This is a genomic window from Negadavirga shengliensis, from assembly GCF_042652345.1.
In the GTDB taxonomy this organism is placed as follows: Bacteria; Bacteroidota; Bacteroidia; order Cytophagales; family Cyclobacteriaceae; genus Negadavirga; species Negadavirga shengliensis.
The window spans coordinates 386002-401157 of the sequence record NZ_JBHSJJ010000002.1 but is presented as its reverse complement, the minus strand read 5'-3'; the positions used below and the strand labels follow the sequence as shown (position 1 = coordinate 401157).

The 15156-nt window shown below is 42.9% G+C and carries 12 protein-coding genes; 1 reads left to right on the top strand and 11 read right to left on the bottom strand.

Annotated elements, in window-relative coordinates; genetic code table 11:
- Window positions 1-55: 55 nt before the first annotated feature.
- Genes ACFPFU_RS04595 through ACFPFU_RS04570 form a run of 6 tightly spaced genes read right to left on the bottom strand, consistent with a single transcriptional unit; the run spans window position 56 to window position 7171 of the window.
- On the bottom strand, window positions 56-1261 hold the full coding sequence (locus ACFPFU_RS04595; RefSeq protein ID WP_377061978.1) for a glycosyltransferase family 2 protein: 1206 nt from the start codon (window positions 1259-1261) through the stop codon (window positions 56-58).
- Window positions 1258-2433, bottom strand: coding sequence for a glycosyltransferase (locus ACFPFU_RS04590; RefSeq protein WP_377061976.1), 1176 nt, complete (start codon window positions 2431-2433; stop codon window positions 1258-1260). Before ACFPFU_RS04590 ends, ACFPFU_RS04595 begins: the two co-directional genes overlap by 4 nt.
- The gene (locus ACFPFU_RS04585) at window positions 2430-3491 is read right to left on the bottom strand and encodes a hypothetical protein (protein WP_377061974.1); all 1062 of its coding nucleotides are present in this window, start codon (window positions 3489-3491) and stop codon (window positions 2430-2432) included. The genes ACFPFU_RS04590 and ACFPFU_RS04585 overlap by 4 nt, the downstream gene beginning before the upstream one ends.
- Entirely contained in the window at window positions 3488-4330 is an 843-nt protein-coding gene (locus tag ACFPFU_RS04580; RefSeq protein WP_377061973.1) for a glycosyltransferase family A protein, read from the bottom strand. Before ACFPFU_RS04580 ends, ACFPFU_RS04585 begins: the two co-directional genes overlap by 4 nt.
- Window positions 4327-6159 carry an ABC transporter ATP-binding protein gene (locus tag ACFPFU_RS04575; RefSeq protein WP_377061971.1) on the bottom strand — a complete coding sequence of 611 codons (1833 nt, stop codon included), beginning with the start codon at window positions 6157-6159 and terminating at the stop codon, window positions 4327-4329. The genes ACFPFU_RS04580 and ACFPFU_RS04575 overlap by 4 nt, the downstream gene beginning before the upstream one ends.
- A 28-nt stretch (window positions 6160-6187) precedes the next feature.
- Window positions 6188-7171: a glycosyltransferase family 2 protein gene (locus ACFPFU_RS04570; protein WP_377061969.1), complete on the bottom strand. Its 984-nt coding sequence runs from the start codon at window positions 7169-7171 to the stop codon at window positions 6188-6190.
- A 649-nt stretch (window positions 7172-7820) separates the two neighbouring features.
- Here ACFPFU_RS04570 and ACFPFU_RS04565 point away from each other — a divergent pair.
- A complete protein-coding gene (locus ACFPFU_RS04565) occupies window positions 7821-8780 on the top strand; it encodes a calcium/sodium antiporter (protein WP_377061967.1) in 960 nt (319 codons plus the stop codon).
- Window positions 8781-8837: 57 nt separating this feature from the next.
- Here the strand turns inward: ACFPFU_RS04565 and ACFPFU_RS04560 are convergent, their stop codons facing one another.
- The 5 genes from ACFPFU_RS04560 to ACFPFU_RS04540 form a co-directional block, all read right to left on the bottom strand.
- Window positions 8838-9038: a hypothetical protein gene (locus ACFPFU_RS04560; RefSeq protein WP_377061965.1), complete on the bottom strand. Its 201-nt coding sequence runs from the start codon at window positions 9036-9038 to the stop codon at window positions 8838-8840.
- A gap of 153 nt (window positions 9039-9191) precedes the next feature.
- Window positions 9192-10670: a potassium/proton antiporter gene (locus tag ACFPFU_RS04555; protein WP_377061963.1), complete on the bottom strand. Its 1479-nt coding sequence runs from the start codon at window positions 10668-10670 to the stop codon at window positions 9192-9194.
- Window positions 10671-10846: 176 nt separating this feature from the next.
- Window positions 10847-11791: a hypothetical protein gene (locus tag ACFPFU_RS04550; protein WP_377061961.1), complete on the bottom strand. Its 945-nt coding sequence runs from the start codon at window positions 11789-11791 to the stop codon at window positions 10847-10849.
- Window positions 11792-11804: 13 nt separating this feature from the next.
- Entirely contained in the window at window positions 11805-13193 is a 1389-nt protein-coding gene (locus ACFPFU_RS04545) for an MBOAT family O-acyltransferase (RefSeq protein WP_377061959.1), read from the bottom strand.
- Between the two features lie 237 nt (window positions 13194-13430).
- Entirely contained in the window at window positions 13431-14972 is a 1542-nt protein-coding gene (locus tag ACFPFU_RS04540; RefSeq protein WP_377061957.1) for a SulP family inorganic anion transporter, read from the bottom strand.
- Window positions 14973-15156 lie beyond the last annotated feature (184 nt).

Here is a 15156-nt window from a genome sequence, read left to right as displayed (position 1 = left end):
GGGGAGGTTTCCCCGTTTGCGACGTACCCCTTTTTGCCGCCGGTATGGCTTGAGGTCATGATATAGCTTTTCTCTTCTGTTTCAACATTCCCAACCTCATGGCCGCGTTTATATGTTCGCCTTTAGGACAATAAGCCGAACTTAACTGAGGATGCCATTTTTTCTTGAATTTTTCCTTATTATAAAGCATATGGACTTTTACACTACCTTCTTTGATTTCTTTGCCGGTCGTGATGCTTTCATAGTGGTAAACTTTGGATTCGGGGATATAGCAGACCTTTTTACCAAGTCTGTGTCTTATCTCAAAACACAAATCAGTATCTTCATAGTAGGCGGGGACATATCGTGCATCGAATCCACCGATCTTTTCAAAATCTTCTTTTCTGAACAAGATAGAAGCTCCTGAGCAATAATCCACCTCGCGGGATTTGTTGTAAGGTGTCTGCTGAGGGAGCTCTAGATTGCCAAAGTTTAAAGTGGAGCCATCTGAAAAAACAAGCCCACCCGCTTCCTGTAGCAGGCCATTGGGATAAATCAGTTGGCTTCCCACACAGCCAATGTCTTCATGTTCCAAAAGGACTTCGACCAAGGAACCGAGCCAGTTTTCTTTTACCTGTGTGTCATTATTCAGCAGGCAAATTAAAGGTGCTTTGGCTTTTTCGATCGCTTTGTTGCAGCTCAGTAAAAACCCGAGGTTGTCGGTGTTACGGATGTAGCGGATACCTTCTACCTGAGTGGAAAGGAATTTTGGTGTCTCGTCAAATGAACCGTCGTCAATAAGAATGATTTCACAGTGTATATTGAGGTGGCGTTCGAGAGATTTGAGGCAATTGTACGTATAGGGAAGTTGGTTGTAAACCGGAATGATGATGGAGACAGCCGGTTGCTTGACATCCGGAAACCTTATTTGTTTTTTCATGATGCAGTCTTCGGACAACAAAGGCATCAGTTCATCTGGGACAAAGTAGTTATACCCCAACAATGTCCACCAAAATTCACGGGTTTTGCCTTTTTGACCAAGGGCGTCCGATAGAAAATGTTTTCTTTTTTGCTTATGGACAAGCATTTTCCACGCCTCGGGAATCATATTGGGCCTTAACAAACTTTTCACGGCCAATATCCCGATCCTTTTCAAATACAGTTTTAGCAATACTTTTTTGTAGGCATTCTGCGGTAACGTTTTCCCCCATTTAAAATATTCCTTGTTGATTGCAAGGCAAACTGAACGATTTTTTTTCTCTATTTTGGCCAGAAAGCTCATCCTATCGGGTGTTTTTCATGTTTCAAGGCAAAATACCTGTCTAGTTTTTTATATACTTTTTCACTTTGGAAATAATCAAGAAAAAGGCTTTCCCCATCAACGCGGTGTTTTTCGTGAAAATCCTCATCCTCAACTACATGCAGCATGTTTTGACCAAAAGCCGTAGCATTTTCACTTACCAGACAGCCGTTATTGATCTTATTGGGCAGACCGTCTACACCCCTTATTTGGCAAATGACTGGCAACCCATGGGCAAGTGCCTCGACAACCTTTATCTTTAAGCCCGTCCCATGCAACATCGGACATATGGCAGCTTTTGATGAATGGTAAGCTTCTTCAATTTTATCCATGTGCAGAATTTTTGTGACGTTTGGAAGATCTGGTATGTGTTTCGTAATTTTGCCAACCACCAGAAGTCGGTAGCTGTCCGGTATGGATGGGAATACCTTGGAAAAAAACCACTCGGCGGCTTCCTTGTTGTGAGGATTGTCACTGGCCACGTAGATGAATTCGTATTTTTGGGGTAACAGTCTGGGGCCGGGCTTGTCAATCATGAACGGGACAAGCTTTGTTTTGTACGGGTAAAATTGTCCAAAAAGATATTGTTCATCCGAAGAAATGGCCCATATCTGATCAAAATATCGCATTTGTTTGATTTCGTTTCCGAAGAAGTCGGCTAAGGAAAAATTTTTATCATCAAGATGCCTGGGTGTAGTAAAATCATGTGTGTCCAAAATGGTCATTGCGCGGGACAGCAGGTTTTTCTTGTTGATGAGTTCTCCCCAATAAACATAATTTATAATGATATGGTCATATGTTTCATTTTTCAACACATTTTCAAAGCCTTTTTGTATGTGATAATTGAGATACAAGCTTATGGGGTTTTTCCTAAGCTTAAAAAAGAAGTTCGGGATTTTATAAGATAGCCAATATTGAAAAAGGTTTTTGCCTTTCGGTTTTCTACTCAACAAGTAAAGGGTACGGCAAAACCCGCTTTTTTCAAAAACTTCTTTGTCATGGTCTGTCCATGTGCTTCCGAAATTTCTAATGCTGACAAAGTCAACAACCATACCCTTGTTTTTAAAATACCTCAGCAGGTTTATGACACGCGTTTTGTTACCGGCATTCTTTTCCAAAGGGTTTTCGTGATAGAAATACAATATGCGCTTCATGACAGTACCGGCTTTTGGATGCTTTGTTCTTTCATTTGTACGAATACAGTATTTACATCCTGGGCAAATGCCACCTCTTCCTCAAGTAATACTTGTCTGTAGTGGCTGAAGTGAGGTATATGGTATTCATAATTTGCCAAACAGGCGGTTATTTGGTCGGCAATGGCAGGAATGGATTCCTCCTTTTTTTCAAAGCGGTAAGCGTCCGGTATAGGCATGTCTTGTTGAAAACTGGCAGAACCTTCTTTTCCAATGATAAGGCAACACCGCATGATGCATGCTTCACGGGGCATTCGCTCTTTTCCCGGGTGATAGCCAAAATCCACATAGACTTTACTTTCATTCATGATTTGGACCACCTGTTCTGGACTCAGACCGGAAATGGGGACCCAGTTTATTCCGGGACTTGCCTGGATGATTTTCTGTAAGAAGAAATCATTTTTGACTGGATTATAGATAACTTGATTTTTTTTTGGAAACGTGTCATCTGCTTTTTCAAAAAAAACCTTGTTCATATAGTCCGATATCCTGCCTGCAATGGTAAGACCATGCTGCTCCAGATGGACTTTACTATAATAAGAATGGGCAAGGTGAAGTACCCCCGCAGTTTTGAGTTCTTCCAGGGTACCGAGCTTTTTTGGGTTAACCAATTTCCGTATCCAAAACAATGGGTTCCTATGGTATTTCTTTATTTTTGGCAAAAGGATTTTATAATAATTGCTTACACTTAGCCACCAGACTATTTTTCCTACTTTTTCAACGTTTTTATCGAAAATCGGATCCAAGTAGGTTTCAGGAGTGATTAGGTAATGCCGGGAATGGTTTTCTATGGAATCGGTATAAGGTACGGAGTACCCTCGATATCGGGAATGCACAGGGTCTTGTGTTGTGATTTTCCGCTTTTTTTTTCTGTCATTCATCCATATGTAATACATAAATGCTTTGATACCCTTTTTCCTAAGATGATGTCCAAGCTGGTGAAGGGCTTCCGGCCCGCCGGTGGCAAATTGAGCGGGACAAATAATATACACGTGGGTGTCGGCGGCTACGGGGATCATGGTTGCATATCTTTGTACTTGATGGAATAGCTTTTTTTCACGGTGAAAAATTTGTAATACTGCCTTACCAAAAACAATACCGGCACAGAGTTACAAATCCATGATTTCCAGCCTTTTGGGCTAAGGTAAAAACGGGTGACGGTTGTAGACACGAATCTGGAACGGAATGCATACCTATACTTTCGTATGAGGTTGCGTTTAAGTTGATAGAAGGTTTCGTCTGCATTGCCGTCACTCTTATGGGTGAGATTAAACGCCACCACATAACTGTGGTAGCCTAAGACATCTGCAATCAGACATAAGTCAGTACCGTACATGTGGAAGCCTTTTAAGTCAGCCGATAATGCCAGGTTGGCTTCATTTTTCACCAAAATAAAATTCTCATCCACAGTTATCACTTTGATAGGCAAGTGTTTCTCCTCAATGGTTTGGCCAGTAGTACCCTTGGTAATATGCTGAAGCCGATGTTTCAGGTTGACCCCTCCGGCGTTGCCAATGACCGCCCAATGGGGATCTTTGATATCCAATTCCCGAATCCTTTCTTCCAAGACCATCCTGTTGTCATCATGCAGAAGGATATCCTGGTGGCAAATGATGATATATTTTCCTGTTGCTTTTCTTAAAAACAAGTTTAGGCCGGAAAAGGCCTCCATGGTGTTGGCCTTTGAGTTATCAATGATCAGAAATTCGCAATCGCCTTCCGTAAACCCAGCTTCATAAAACGAGGATTTCATCCCGGCATATTCTTCATGGTCTGTTACCAACGTGCAAATGGAAAATTCGAAAGGATAATTTGGATTTCCATCAAGAGTTGTGGAAGGTTTTAATTCGGTAGTCATGGCCCAACTTCTGTAAATTGTTGCATTTCAATCAACTTACTATATAATCCTTCTTTTAATAACAGTTCTTGGTGGGTTCCTGATTCCACGATTTCGCCTTTGTCCAGAACGACGATGTTGTCAGCTTTCTGGATGGTGCTGAGCCTGTGTGCGATCACCAGCGTCGTCCTGTTTTTCATTAGCTTGTTCAGTGCATCTTGTACAAGTTTTTCCGAGGCAGTATCCAATGCAGAGGTGGCTTCGTCCAGCAAAAGAATGGGTGGGTTTTTTAGGATAGCCCGGGCGATACATATTCTTTGTTTTTGTCCCCCGGACAGTTTTACCCCACGGTCTCCGACGTTGGTTTTGTATCCTTTTGCAGTTTCCATAATGAAATCGTGGGCATTGGCGATCTTGGCCGCAGCCGTGATCGCGTCTTCATTTGCACTGGGGCAACCAAAAGCGATGTTATTTTCTATTGAGTCATTAAATAAAACGGATTCTTGATTGACCATGCCGATCAGATTTCTCAATGAATCGGAATCCACACAGCGTAGGTCTACACCATCGATCAGCACTGCTCCTTCACCCACATCCATGAACCTGGGGATAAGATCCATCAATGTGCTTTTTCCCCCTCCCGATGGTCCCACGAGTGCTACCGTCTGACCCTTGGGAATAAATAGGTCAATCTGCCTCAATACGGACCTATCCTGATAGGCAAAACTTACATTTTCAAACTGAACACCTTCTTTCAAGCCGTTCAAAACAACGGCGTTTTCCATATCTTTAACAGCCGGCTTTTCATCAATCAGTTCAAGTACTCTTTCGCCTGCGGCAATGCCAACGTGAATGTTGCTGAAAGAGGCACTTAGGGCTTTGGCAGGGCGCATGACTTGGGAGAAAATGGCAATATAAGTGATAAAAGCCGCCGCACTGAGTTCTGACTGATTGGTGATGACCAGACTGCCGCCGTAAAGAACGATGATAGCCACCATCAAAACGCCCAAAAACTCCGATACCGGTGACCCAAGTTGCTGTCTTCTGGCCATTTTTTTCCCCAATTCGGAGTACTTTACATTTTCTTCGTGAAATTTGTCTTTGATTCTTTGGGTGGCGTTGAAGCTTTTGATAATTTTTATTCCGGACAGTGCTTCGTCCAGATAGCTGATCATCAAGGAATACCTGTGTTGAGCTTCATTGGCTTGTTCTTTTAATCTTTTCACGATTTTGGATATAACAAAGGCAGACACTGGGATAACCAACAGTGCGAAGAGGGTAAGTTTGTATGAAATGACGAACAGAATGAAAACATATGCAATCAACTGCAGAGGCTCTTTGAAAAGCACTTGCAGGGTGCTGGTTACAGAATATTGGACCACTTGCACATCTGAAGCGATTCGGGATATTATATTGCCTTTTCTCTGGCTGTTGAAATAAGCCACTTGGAGATCCATGACATTATCAAACACCGATTTTCTTAGGTTAAGCAGCGTGTGGATACGAAGATTTTCCATCACCCGCTGGGAAAGATAACGGAACAGATTGCCCAGTAGCACCGAGATGACAATTACAACACACACCATTTTCAATGCTTCCATGGCACCATATTGCCGGTGTATCCATTCGGCGTAGTAGTTGAAATGCCCCAGTATGTCTAAGGGAGAATCCGGTTGCACCAAGATTTCCGAACCATCTTTGCCTTCACTGAAAAGGGTGGACAGTAAAGGGGCAAGCAACGCCAGGTTCAATGTAGTAAATATCACTGCCAACAGGGTCAGAAGGATATATGGTACGGCATATTTTCCAAGAGGTTTGGCAAAAGAGAGCAATCTGAAATAAGTATGCATGAAATATGCTTTTAATTATATGTTATGATTATAGCCAGATGATGTTTTTCTTGGCCAATTCACCTACCACCTTTTTCTGAATATCAAACACAGACACATTGCTGTTCCTTCTCTTCATCAGAAAGGTCAAACGTTGTTTGGAGTTATTGATGGCCTTGATCTGCCTAAGGAAGGAGATGTAACTCTTAAGGTACCAATGCTGTCCCAATAATAATTTGGGAATTACTTCAAAAAATAATACCTGTACAAACCAAAAGGGGAGATAATGACTTTCCAAGTGGATGGCATGGACCATAAACCTGTTTCTGAAGTATATCTGCTTCACCCAGTTTTTCTTGCATTGGGTCTTGGTGGTATAGGATCCCCGGTGGTAACAGCTACTGGCATGGTCATAATAACATTTCCAACCCACTCTCCAGGCTCTTAATCCCAAATCGAGGTCTTCGCTGTAATAGGGGGAGAAAATCTCATCAAATCCTCCCAGGGTTCTGATTTTTTTTGCATCAATCAGGGCGTTGGCACCCGATAAAAAAGCGGTAGGTATGTATCCGTCTTTCTCTTCCTGATAAAAGAGTTTATTGGTTTTTATTTTGAAGCCGATATGGTTGAGGGCGCGGGCCGCTACCTCAATTTTTTTACTGTCCATTTCAAGGATTTTGCCCATTACCCCAAAAGTATCCTCTTTTTCAAAATATTTCCACTGTTTGTCAAAGTAATCGGGAGTCAGCTTCACGTCAGTATTCAGAAAGAAAAGGAGTTCGTGCCGCGCCGCATAAATTCCCCTGTTGCAAGAGTAAGAAAAACCTTTGTTCACGGGGTTTTGGATCACGCGGACAGTGGGATAATGTTTCCCCAAAAAAGATACCGATTCATCGGTAGAAGCATCGTCCACCACAATAATCTCTGATATTACCCCGGCATTTTCCAATGCGGTGAGGGTATGGGGTAAGTATTCTTCCAATAATGTTTTGCCATTAAAATTCGGAATAATAACAGAAAGGCTCTTCTTCATGATCATTATGGTGTTAAATAAAGTTGGTTTTTGCCCTGACGCAGAAAAGGCTGAAAGTGATACACTTGTTATGAAATTTTTCCTCTTTTTCTTGTCGATATATTCCAATGATTATTTTTCTTTTTACAAAACTATTTGATTTATAATTGATTATGTTTTATCATATATTTTAACGAAAAGGTTAAAACTATTATTATTTTTTAGATATAGCAAGCATAAAACCTGCCAGTGTTGTCTGGACAAGAGAAAAAAAGAAGATTTTGTATAAAAGATATAGAAGACAGCTTTGCCAAATAAATATTCAATCAATGGTTTTTATGGAGTTAATTGTATCTTATATCGTTTTTGTTGTTATTTAAATAAGAAGTTATATGATTTTTTCATTTTGGAAAAAAACTTCCGGCAGAAAAGCAGGAAAATATTTAGTTCAAAAAAATCACAATTGTATTCCATTACAGCAGAAAGTTCCTTCTGTGGAGGTTAAAAATGAAAACCGTCCATGTGTTATCAATATGTCACTTCAGATTAAATGATCTGTACCGGTCTTGCCCAGAGGGACAGTAAGCAGGACTGATTTTGCAAAATAAATATTTCAAATTCGGTGTGGATTCCAGAGAGGAAGCCTAAATTCGAGGATAATCTTGTTGATATGATCATAATTTTGCTTTTGTTGATCACCGGGCTGGTCCTGTTGATATTTGGAGCGGATAAGCTTGTAGATGCCGCATCGGGTTTGGCGGCCAATTTTGGCATTCCTAATATCATCATAGGACTGACTGTGGTGGCTTTTGGAACCTCTGCTCCCGAATTGGTCGTGAATATAATGGCAGCCTTCAAAGGTTCTTCTGAGATGGTCCTGGGCAATGTGCTGGGAAGCAATATTTTCAATGTATTGGGGATTTTGGGCATCTCGGCCCTGATCTATCCACTTGCCGTGAAGACCAATACGACATGGATAGAAATTCCTTTAAGTTTACTGGCAGCCGTTTCGGTTTGGGTGTTGGCTGGGGACCGGCTGTTGAACAGTATGGACAATGATGTGGTCTCAAGGGGGGATGGCTTGATTTTACTGTTGTTTTTTACGGTATTTCTGGTCTACAATATCACAATTTCCAGAAACCCGGGGCAAGACCCTGAAAGTGTCGAAACCAAAAGCTACAGCACCGGTAAGGCTTTGGTTTGGATAATCCTGGGCCTGACGGCTTTGGTAATAGGCGGGAAACTGATTGTGGACAATGCCGTTTTTCTGGCGAGGGAGTTCGGTTGGTCGGAACGCGTGATCGGCTTGACCATAGTGTCTATTGGAACTTCTTTGCCCGAACTGGCTACTTCGGTGGCAGCCGTGAGAAAGAAGAAGGTGGATATTGCCATAGGCAACGTGGTGGGCTCCAATATTTTTAACGTTTTTTTTATCCTTGGGCTGTCAGCTGTAATAGGTCCTGTGACGGTAGGGGCTGGGAATTTTATGGACATTTTGCTGAATATTGTGGCGGGAATTCTCTTGTTTATATTTGTCTTTACAGGAAAGGGAAGGCGCCTGGAAAGGTGGGAGGGGCTGTTTTTCTTGGTGATTTATGTAGTTTATCTTGGAGGGCTGCTCCTTTATTAAAAAAAAACAGCCTGCCGAACCGCAGGCTGTTGGATGGTTTGTGATTCAATTTAAGAACTACTGAATGGGTTCAGGTGATTCAAAACCTCCGGCAGTGTCTTCCTCATAGAACTCATCTGCCTCAGGTACCTCCTCTTGGTAATTTTCATGCTCTATCGGCTCATCCGGCTCGGTAGAGACATCATCAGTAGTTTTGTTGCCGCAGGAAGCCATCATGGCTATCAGGGCAAACAACATGGCAAATATGCTGGTTTTCATTTTCTTATATGGTTTTATGTCCCAATTATATCTATATATACTATAAAAGCTGTGCCAAAATAAATTTGTGATTGTGGCAGAGGGGCGCCGGCTATTGGTAAACTTTCATCAAGCGTGCTCCGCGTTTGGCTTTTGTCGGGATATTCACGGGGTTTACTCTTCGGCTGGTGGGGGTATATTCAAGATACTAAAAACCCTGTTCATGCTTGCGTTGTCTTCGGCCAATACAAGCAGTTTATCGCCGACCTTGATCTCGGTGGTGCCATTGGCTGTAAGGTATTTCCCGTCCCTTTTGATCATGGCGATGATGGCTGCATTTGGGAAATTCAAATCCACCACTTTTTTTCCTATATGGGGATTGTCTGCCTCGATGGTCAATTCCTCACTCCGGGTCTTTGGTGAATCCTCAAACATCCTGTCAATAGGCAACCTCGGTTTGGCTTTGGCCGGCAACGCCACATGGAACCATTTGGCCACAAGGGAGAGCGTGGTTCCTTGGGTCAGTACTGAGGTGAGGGACACAAAGAATACGATATTAAAAATGATATCTGCCTTATCGATACCTGCCAGAAGAGGATAAGTGGCAAAAACGATGGGAACAGCCCCTCTTAAGCCCACCCAGGAAATATACCACCTTCTCCTGGTTTTCATTTTGAACGGCAGCAAACTGATAAAAACCGCAATAGGACGTGCGGCCAAAATCAAAAATCCGGAGACCATTAGGCCCAACCCAACGAAAGGCAGGATCTTGCTGGGAAAGACCAACAGGCCCAAAGTCAAAAACAGGACAATCTGCATCAGCCAGGCAAGGCCATCAAACATCTTCAATATGGTTTTTTTATGGATGAGGTCCTGGTTTCCCAGATAAACGGCACACAAGTAAACCGCAAGGAAACCATTACCCTTGAGCAAGTCGGCACACGAGAAAGTAATGAACATCATGGCAATGACCAATACAGGATAGAGTCCTTCAAATCCAAGATTGATTTTGTTGATAAAATACCGGGTAATCCATCCAAACAAAAAACCCAGAGCAGCCCCAAGAACCATTTGTCTGAAAAAAAGCGGAACGGTTTCCAGCACCCCTTTATCAGGATCAACAACCAGACCCAAAAAAGCGATGGTCAATACATAAGCCATGGGATCATTACTTCCGCTTTCCAATTCCAGGGTGGGCCGGAGCCGGCTTTTCAAAGCCATGTTTTTGGCTCTCAGGATGGAGAATACGGCTGCTGCGTCTGTAGAAGAGACTATTGCGCCCAACAACAGCCCTTCATAGAGTGAAAAATCGGTCACTAGATAAACAAACACGCCCAGACTTAGGGCTGTGATGAGAACTCCGATTGTTGACAGGCTGACACCTTGCCACAGAACAGGTTTAACGGTTTTCCAATCTGTGTCCAGTCCACCGGAAAAAAGGATGAAATTCAAAGAAAGAACGCCGATAAATTGGGCGGTTTTGGGATTGTCAAAGTGGATGCCCCCTAATCCTTCGGAGCCTGCCAGCATGCCGATGAATAAAAAGAGAACCAAAGTGGGCACACCGAATTTATAGGAAGTCTGTCCTGCCAGTACACTGATTAACAGCAATACCGAGCCAATGAGCAGTATGTTTTCAATGGTTAGATCCATAATGGGTTTTGTGTCCTAGCCTCCTCCTACGCTGGGCGAATGCTGAAGCTTTGCAAAAAATTAAAGATATTTAATTTTTTGATAATAAAAGAGAGGATGGGGAAATGATTCACTCATGGACGATTTGGAGAAAGGTGCCCGCCTATGGATAATCAGGGCATCGACTATGATAGATTTTAAGTAGTTTCTCTGCTTAAGACAGATTGAAGCATTTGGATAAATAAAGCCTGGCCTTCCTGGCTGAAATGGCCGTGGTCTATGTAGTTGTCGTAGTTTTTAAGAAAATCAAAATGCCCGGGCTGGTTGAAGTTGTAAAACTTGGCCTGGCCTTTTACAGGTTCAAGTATCTCCAATATGGATTGCCAATAGTCATCATATTTTTCCTGATGTTGTTGATACATTTCAAACGGCATCGGATGATAATAAAACAGGATTTGGGTTCCGGCCTCATTGAGCATTTGTGTGAGTTCGATGAGTTCTTGCCTTGCAACGGGGTTAATGGCAAAGTCTTCCTCCGTCAATTTCTCGGTTTCCTCCTTGATTTTTGCAGCCACGTCATCTGCCTTATGGAATATTTCAAAATCATTGTATCCGTTTGGGGAATATTGGTTTTTCGGGTATTTAGAGGGTAGCAGTTCCAGTTGTCTCACGGCCGCAATCAGGTAAGTTCGATACAGGTTCAGTGAGCCCAGGGCACCCCAATAATTCTTTTCATGCATCTTGGGGTCATTTTCAGCATGATTGGTAAGATAGGGATGGATACACACAAGTGCCTTTTCAAAGTACCCATTGTTTTCAAGGCTCTTTTCCATCAATGTTTTTAGAGGGGTCACCCTGCCCCCCATGATACTGGCGTTGTAAAAACGCCCAAATGAAAAGGGTTCTGGGTCGAGGTTGGCAGAAAGGGACGGTCCCAAAATCACCCCATCGAAATGTGAAGGGATATAGCGGTGGGCAAGAAGGTATTTGGATTGGCGTTCGTCCGCGAAGACAGACATTTCTACCGGCACTTCGGGTTTAAAAAGCCCATATATGTTAATGGCATAATTTAGCGCTGTCATAAACAAACAGATAAATAGGGATATTCCCAAAACCGTGAAGAAATAAGTTGAATCTTTCATAATTTGCCGCCGTTTAGAAATCGAAATAAAGAAAGTCCTGCTCTATGACTGAATTCAGAAAAGTCATATTTAGCACAAACAGTATGATAATGAGCAAAGCATATTTTATGTTTGGCTTGAACCGGTTGCCGATTTGGATGCTGTTGGGCATGAACAGCAAGCCTATGCCAATGGCCCAGATGGGATAGTCCTGCATGCTGTTGACCAGCGTGAAATAGGCGCTGCCGCTGGAAGGAATAAACATCCTCTCCAATAAAGTAGAGGCGGTATCCCAGGAAGGTGCACGAAAAAATACCCAGGTGATGTTGACAAAAATAAATGTAAAGGGAATGGCGATTATATTGGGCATGGAAAAACGGCTGTTTTTGCTCCACAGCCGGTATATGATCAGCGCAAAACCATGCAATAGGCCCCAGATCATGAAGGTCCAGCCCGCCCCGTGCCATATACCGCCCAACAGGAAGGTGAAGCCTAGATTATATAGGGTCCGGCTTTCGCTTTTTTGATTGCCCCCCAGGGGTATGTATACATAATCTTTTAAAAACCTGCTTAAAGTAATGTGCCATCTCCTCCAGAATTCCTGGATGTTCCGGGATTTATAAGGGGAGTTGAAATTGATAGGCAACTGAATATTGAAGAACAGGCCCAAGCCAATCGCCATGGCAGAATAGCCGCTGAAATCGAAATAAAGCTGTAGAGAATATGCCAAGGACGTCACCCATGCCTGGGTAGTGCTGAGTGCTTCGGCCGTTCCATATCCTTTGTTGGCGATGATTCCGAAGCTGTCTGCTATGATAACCTTTTTTGCCAGGCCCATCAGGAAGATGAACAGCCCCTTGCTCAGGTTGTGATAATTGACGCGGTTAAGGGAGGGATCAGTGAATTGGGGCATCATTTGTTGGTGATGGACAATAGGCCCGGCAATAAGTTGGGGGAAAAAGGAGACAAATACACCATAGGATATGGGATTGTATTCTTTTGTATGCCCTTGGTAACTGTCGACTAGATAGGCGATTTGCTGGAATGTAAAAAAACTAATACCCAAAGGAAGGATCACCTGCATCAGGGTGATGTCAATCTGTGGGAACCTATTGAGGTTGTCAATGAAAAAGTTGGCATACTTGTAATAGACCAGCAACCCCAGATTAAAAACTATGCCTGTAACCATGAGTTCCTTTTTGAAAGCCGATCCCGGCATCTGTGTCCCTAAAAAATAATTGACGATCATGGAGGATAGAATCAGGAGTATATAGTTTGGATTCCACCAGCCATAAAAAAACAAAGACGCAAAAAGCAACCAGATTTTAGCCGCTGTGTATTTGGTTTGAGCGTTCAGGATAAAATAAACTACAACCGTTGCCGGCAAAAAAGCCAAAATAAATTCAAAAGAATTGAATAACATTCCCCTAACAGTTAATCCTCACAAAATGTTACATTTGCTTCAATCTGCAAATAAGTAGTGTAAAAATACATTTTTATTGATTCAAAGCAATGAAAAAAATCGAGTCATTTTTTAAGAAACGGAAATATTCGAAACGGAATAAGGCGCTGAATGAATTGCCTCCGGTTGTTATATGCGATTCAACACGCATCCGTCGATAGCTATTTCTATTCTGATTTGGGTGCAGGTTTTTTTATTTCATTTGGGTTGCGCAACGATGAAGGCGGCATCGTCCGGAGTGTAGTTTACGTGGATGATTTTACTGGCTTTATTTAATAGCGCCTTTGAACTTGGATTGAGGTGTCTTACATATACCATTTTGCCCAATTTCCGGTACCGGTCCGTGATTTTGTGTACCGCCTCCAGGCCCGAGTGGTCGACAATCCTGCTTTCCTGAAAGTCTATGATGATCTCATCCGGATCATTCAATGGGTCAAACTTTTCGCCAAAAGTAGTGGCGGATGCAAAAAACAGCGGGCCATAGATCTGATAGTGTTTTACGCCATTTTCGTCGATCCTCTTCCTAGCCCGGATCATTTTCGAGTTTTCCCAGGCGAAAACCAAAGCCGCTATAATGACACCTACTAATACGGCAAGGGCAAGATTGTGGAGGAACACGGTAATCAGTGTAACCAGAACCATCACCATGACATCCGATTTTGGTACTTTTCTAAAGACTTTTAACGAGGCCCATTCAAATGTGCCGATGGCCACCATAAACATCAGGCCGACAAGAGCAGCCATAGGAACCATTTCGATATAGGTGGAGAAAAAGAGGATAAATGCCAGCAGACCCAATGCGGCCACGATGCCGGAAATCCTGTTTCTGCCACCCGCATTCACATTGATCAGACTCTGGCCGATCATGGCACAACCGCCCATTCCGCCGAAAAAGCCTGTAGTAAGATTGGCCACACCTTGGGCAATACACTCCTTATTGCCACTCCCTCTTGTCTCAGTAATTTCATCAATGAGCGTTAGGGTAAGAAGGCTTTCGATAAGTCCTACGCCAGCCATGATGCCGGCATAAGGCAGGACGATCATAAAAGTTTCTACATTAAAAGGGACCATTGGGATGTGAAATTCAGGTAATCCTCCCGAGATCGAAGCCAAATCACCGACTGTCCGGGTATCAATGCCCCCGAATATAACGAGAAGGGTGATTACCAAAATCGCGGCTAAGGCTGAGGGTATGGCTTTGGTGAGTTTGGGCAGAAATTTTATAATTATCATCGTGAGTATCACCAGTCCCAGCATCATATAAAGGGGGCTGCCGCTCATCCACTCTGCTGTTCCCGCAGCATTTTCCATTTTGAACTGAGCAAATTGCGACATAAAGATGATGATGGCAAGTCCGTTGACAAATCCGAACATCACCGGGTGAGGAACCAGACGGATCAGTTTGCCCAACTTTAGGACACCAACAAGAATCTGAATCAAGCCCATCAGGACCACTGCTGCAAAAAGGTACTCTACCCCATGCTCAATGATCAATGAAACCACCACTACGGCAATCGCCCCCGTTGCACCTGAGATCATGCCCGGTCTGCCTCCCAATATGGAAGTAATCAATCCAATGATAAAAGCGGTATACAAGCCCACCAAAGGACTTACCCCCGCAATCAAGGAAAATGCCACCGCCTCCGGTACAAGGGCAAGTGCCACCGTAAGACCTGAAAGTGCCTCGTCTTTAAGATTGGATTGTTTGGGCCTGAAAAGGCTGTAAAACATCTGTGTCATAAAGTTGTGTCTTATTAATTTGAAATGTTATGCTTACTTCGGTAAAAACCGTTGATCCCCAAAGAGATGAAACCGATGTCCAAAACGGTTAGGGGAAGGTTATTGGGTATAACAACGAAAGGATTTTCAAAACAAGGTGCAAATGTAATAATTTTTATTTCGATAAAATAATATTTTGTTAGAA

Coding starts and splice junctions, on each gene's coding strand:
- ACFPFU_RS04595 (WP_377061978.1), bottom strand. CDS start 1,261: ATGAGCTTTCTGGCCAAAATAGAGAAAAAAAATCGTTCAGTTTGCCTT.
- ACFPFU_RS04575 (WP_377061971.1), bottom strand. CDS start 6,159: ATGCATACTTATTTCAGATTGCTCTCTTTTGCCAAACCTCTTGGAAAA.
- ACFPFU_RS04560 (WP_377061965.1), bottom strand. CDS start 9,038: ATGAAAACCAGCATATTTGCCATGTTGTTTGCCCTGATAGCCATGATG.
- ACFPFU_RS04545 (WP_377061959.1), bottom strand. CDS start 13,193: ATGTTATTCAATTCTTTTGAATTTATTTTGGCTTTTTTGCCGGCAACG.
- ACFPFU_RS04555 (WP_377061963.1), bottom strand. CDS start 10,670: ATGGATCTAACCATTGAAAACATACTGCTCATTGGCTCGGTATTGCTG.
- ACFPFU_RS04585 (WP_377061974.1), bottom strand. CDS start 3,491: ATGATCCCCGTAGCCGCCGACACCCACGTGTATATTATTTGTCCCGCT.
- ACFPFU_RS04590 (WP_377061976.1), bottom strand. CDS start 2,433: ATGAAGCGCATATTGTATTTCTATCACGAAAACCCTTTGGAAAAGAAT.
- ACFPFU_RS04540 (WP_377061957.1), bottom strand. CDS start 14,972: ATGACACAGATGTTTTACAGCCTTTTCAGGCCCAAACAATCCAATCTT.
- ACFPFU_RS04550 (WP_377061961.1), bottom strand. CDS start 11,791: ATGAAAGATTCAACTTATTTCTTCACGGTTTTGGGAATATCCCTATTT.
- ACFPFU_RS04580 (WP_377061973.1), bottom strand. CDS start 4,330: ATGACTACCGAATTAAAACCTTCCACAACTCTTGATGGAAATCCAAAT.
- ACFPFU_RS04565 (WP_377061967.1), top strand. CDS start 7,821: ATGATCATAATTTTGCTTTTGTTGATCACCGGGCTGGTCCTGTTGATA.
- ACFPFU_RS04570 (WP_377061969.1), bottom strand. CDS start 7,171: ATGAAGAAGAGCCTTTCTGTTATTATTCCGAATTTTAATGGCAAAACA.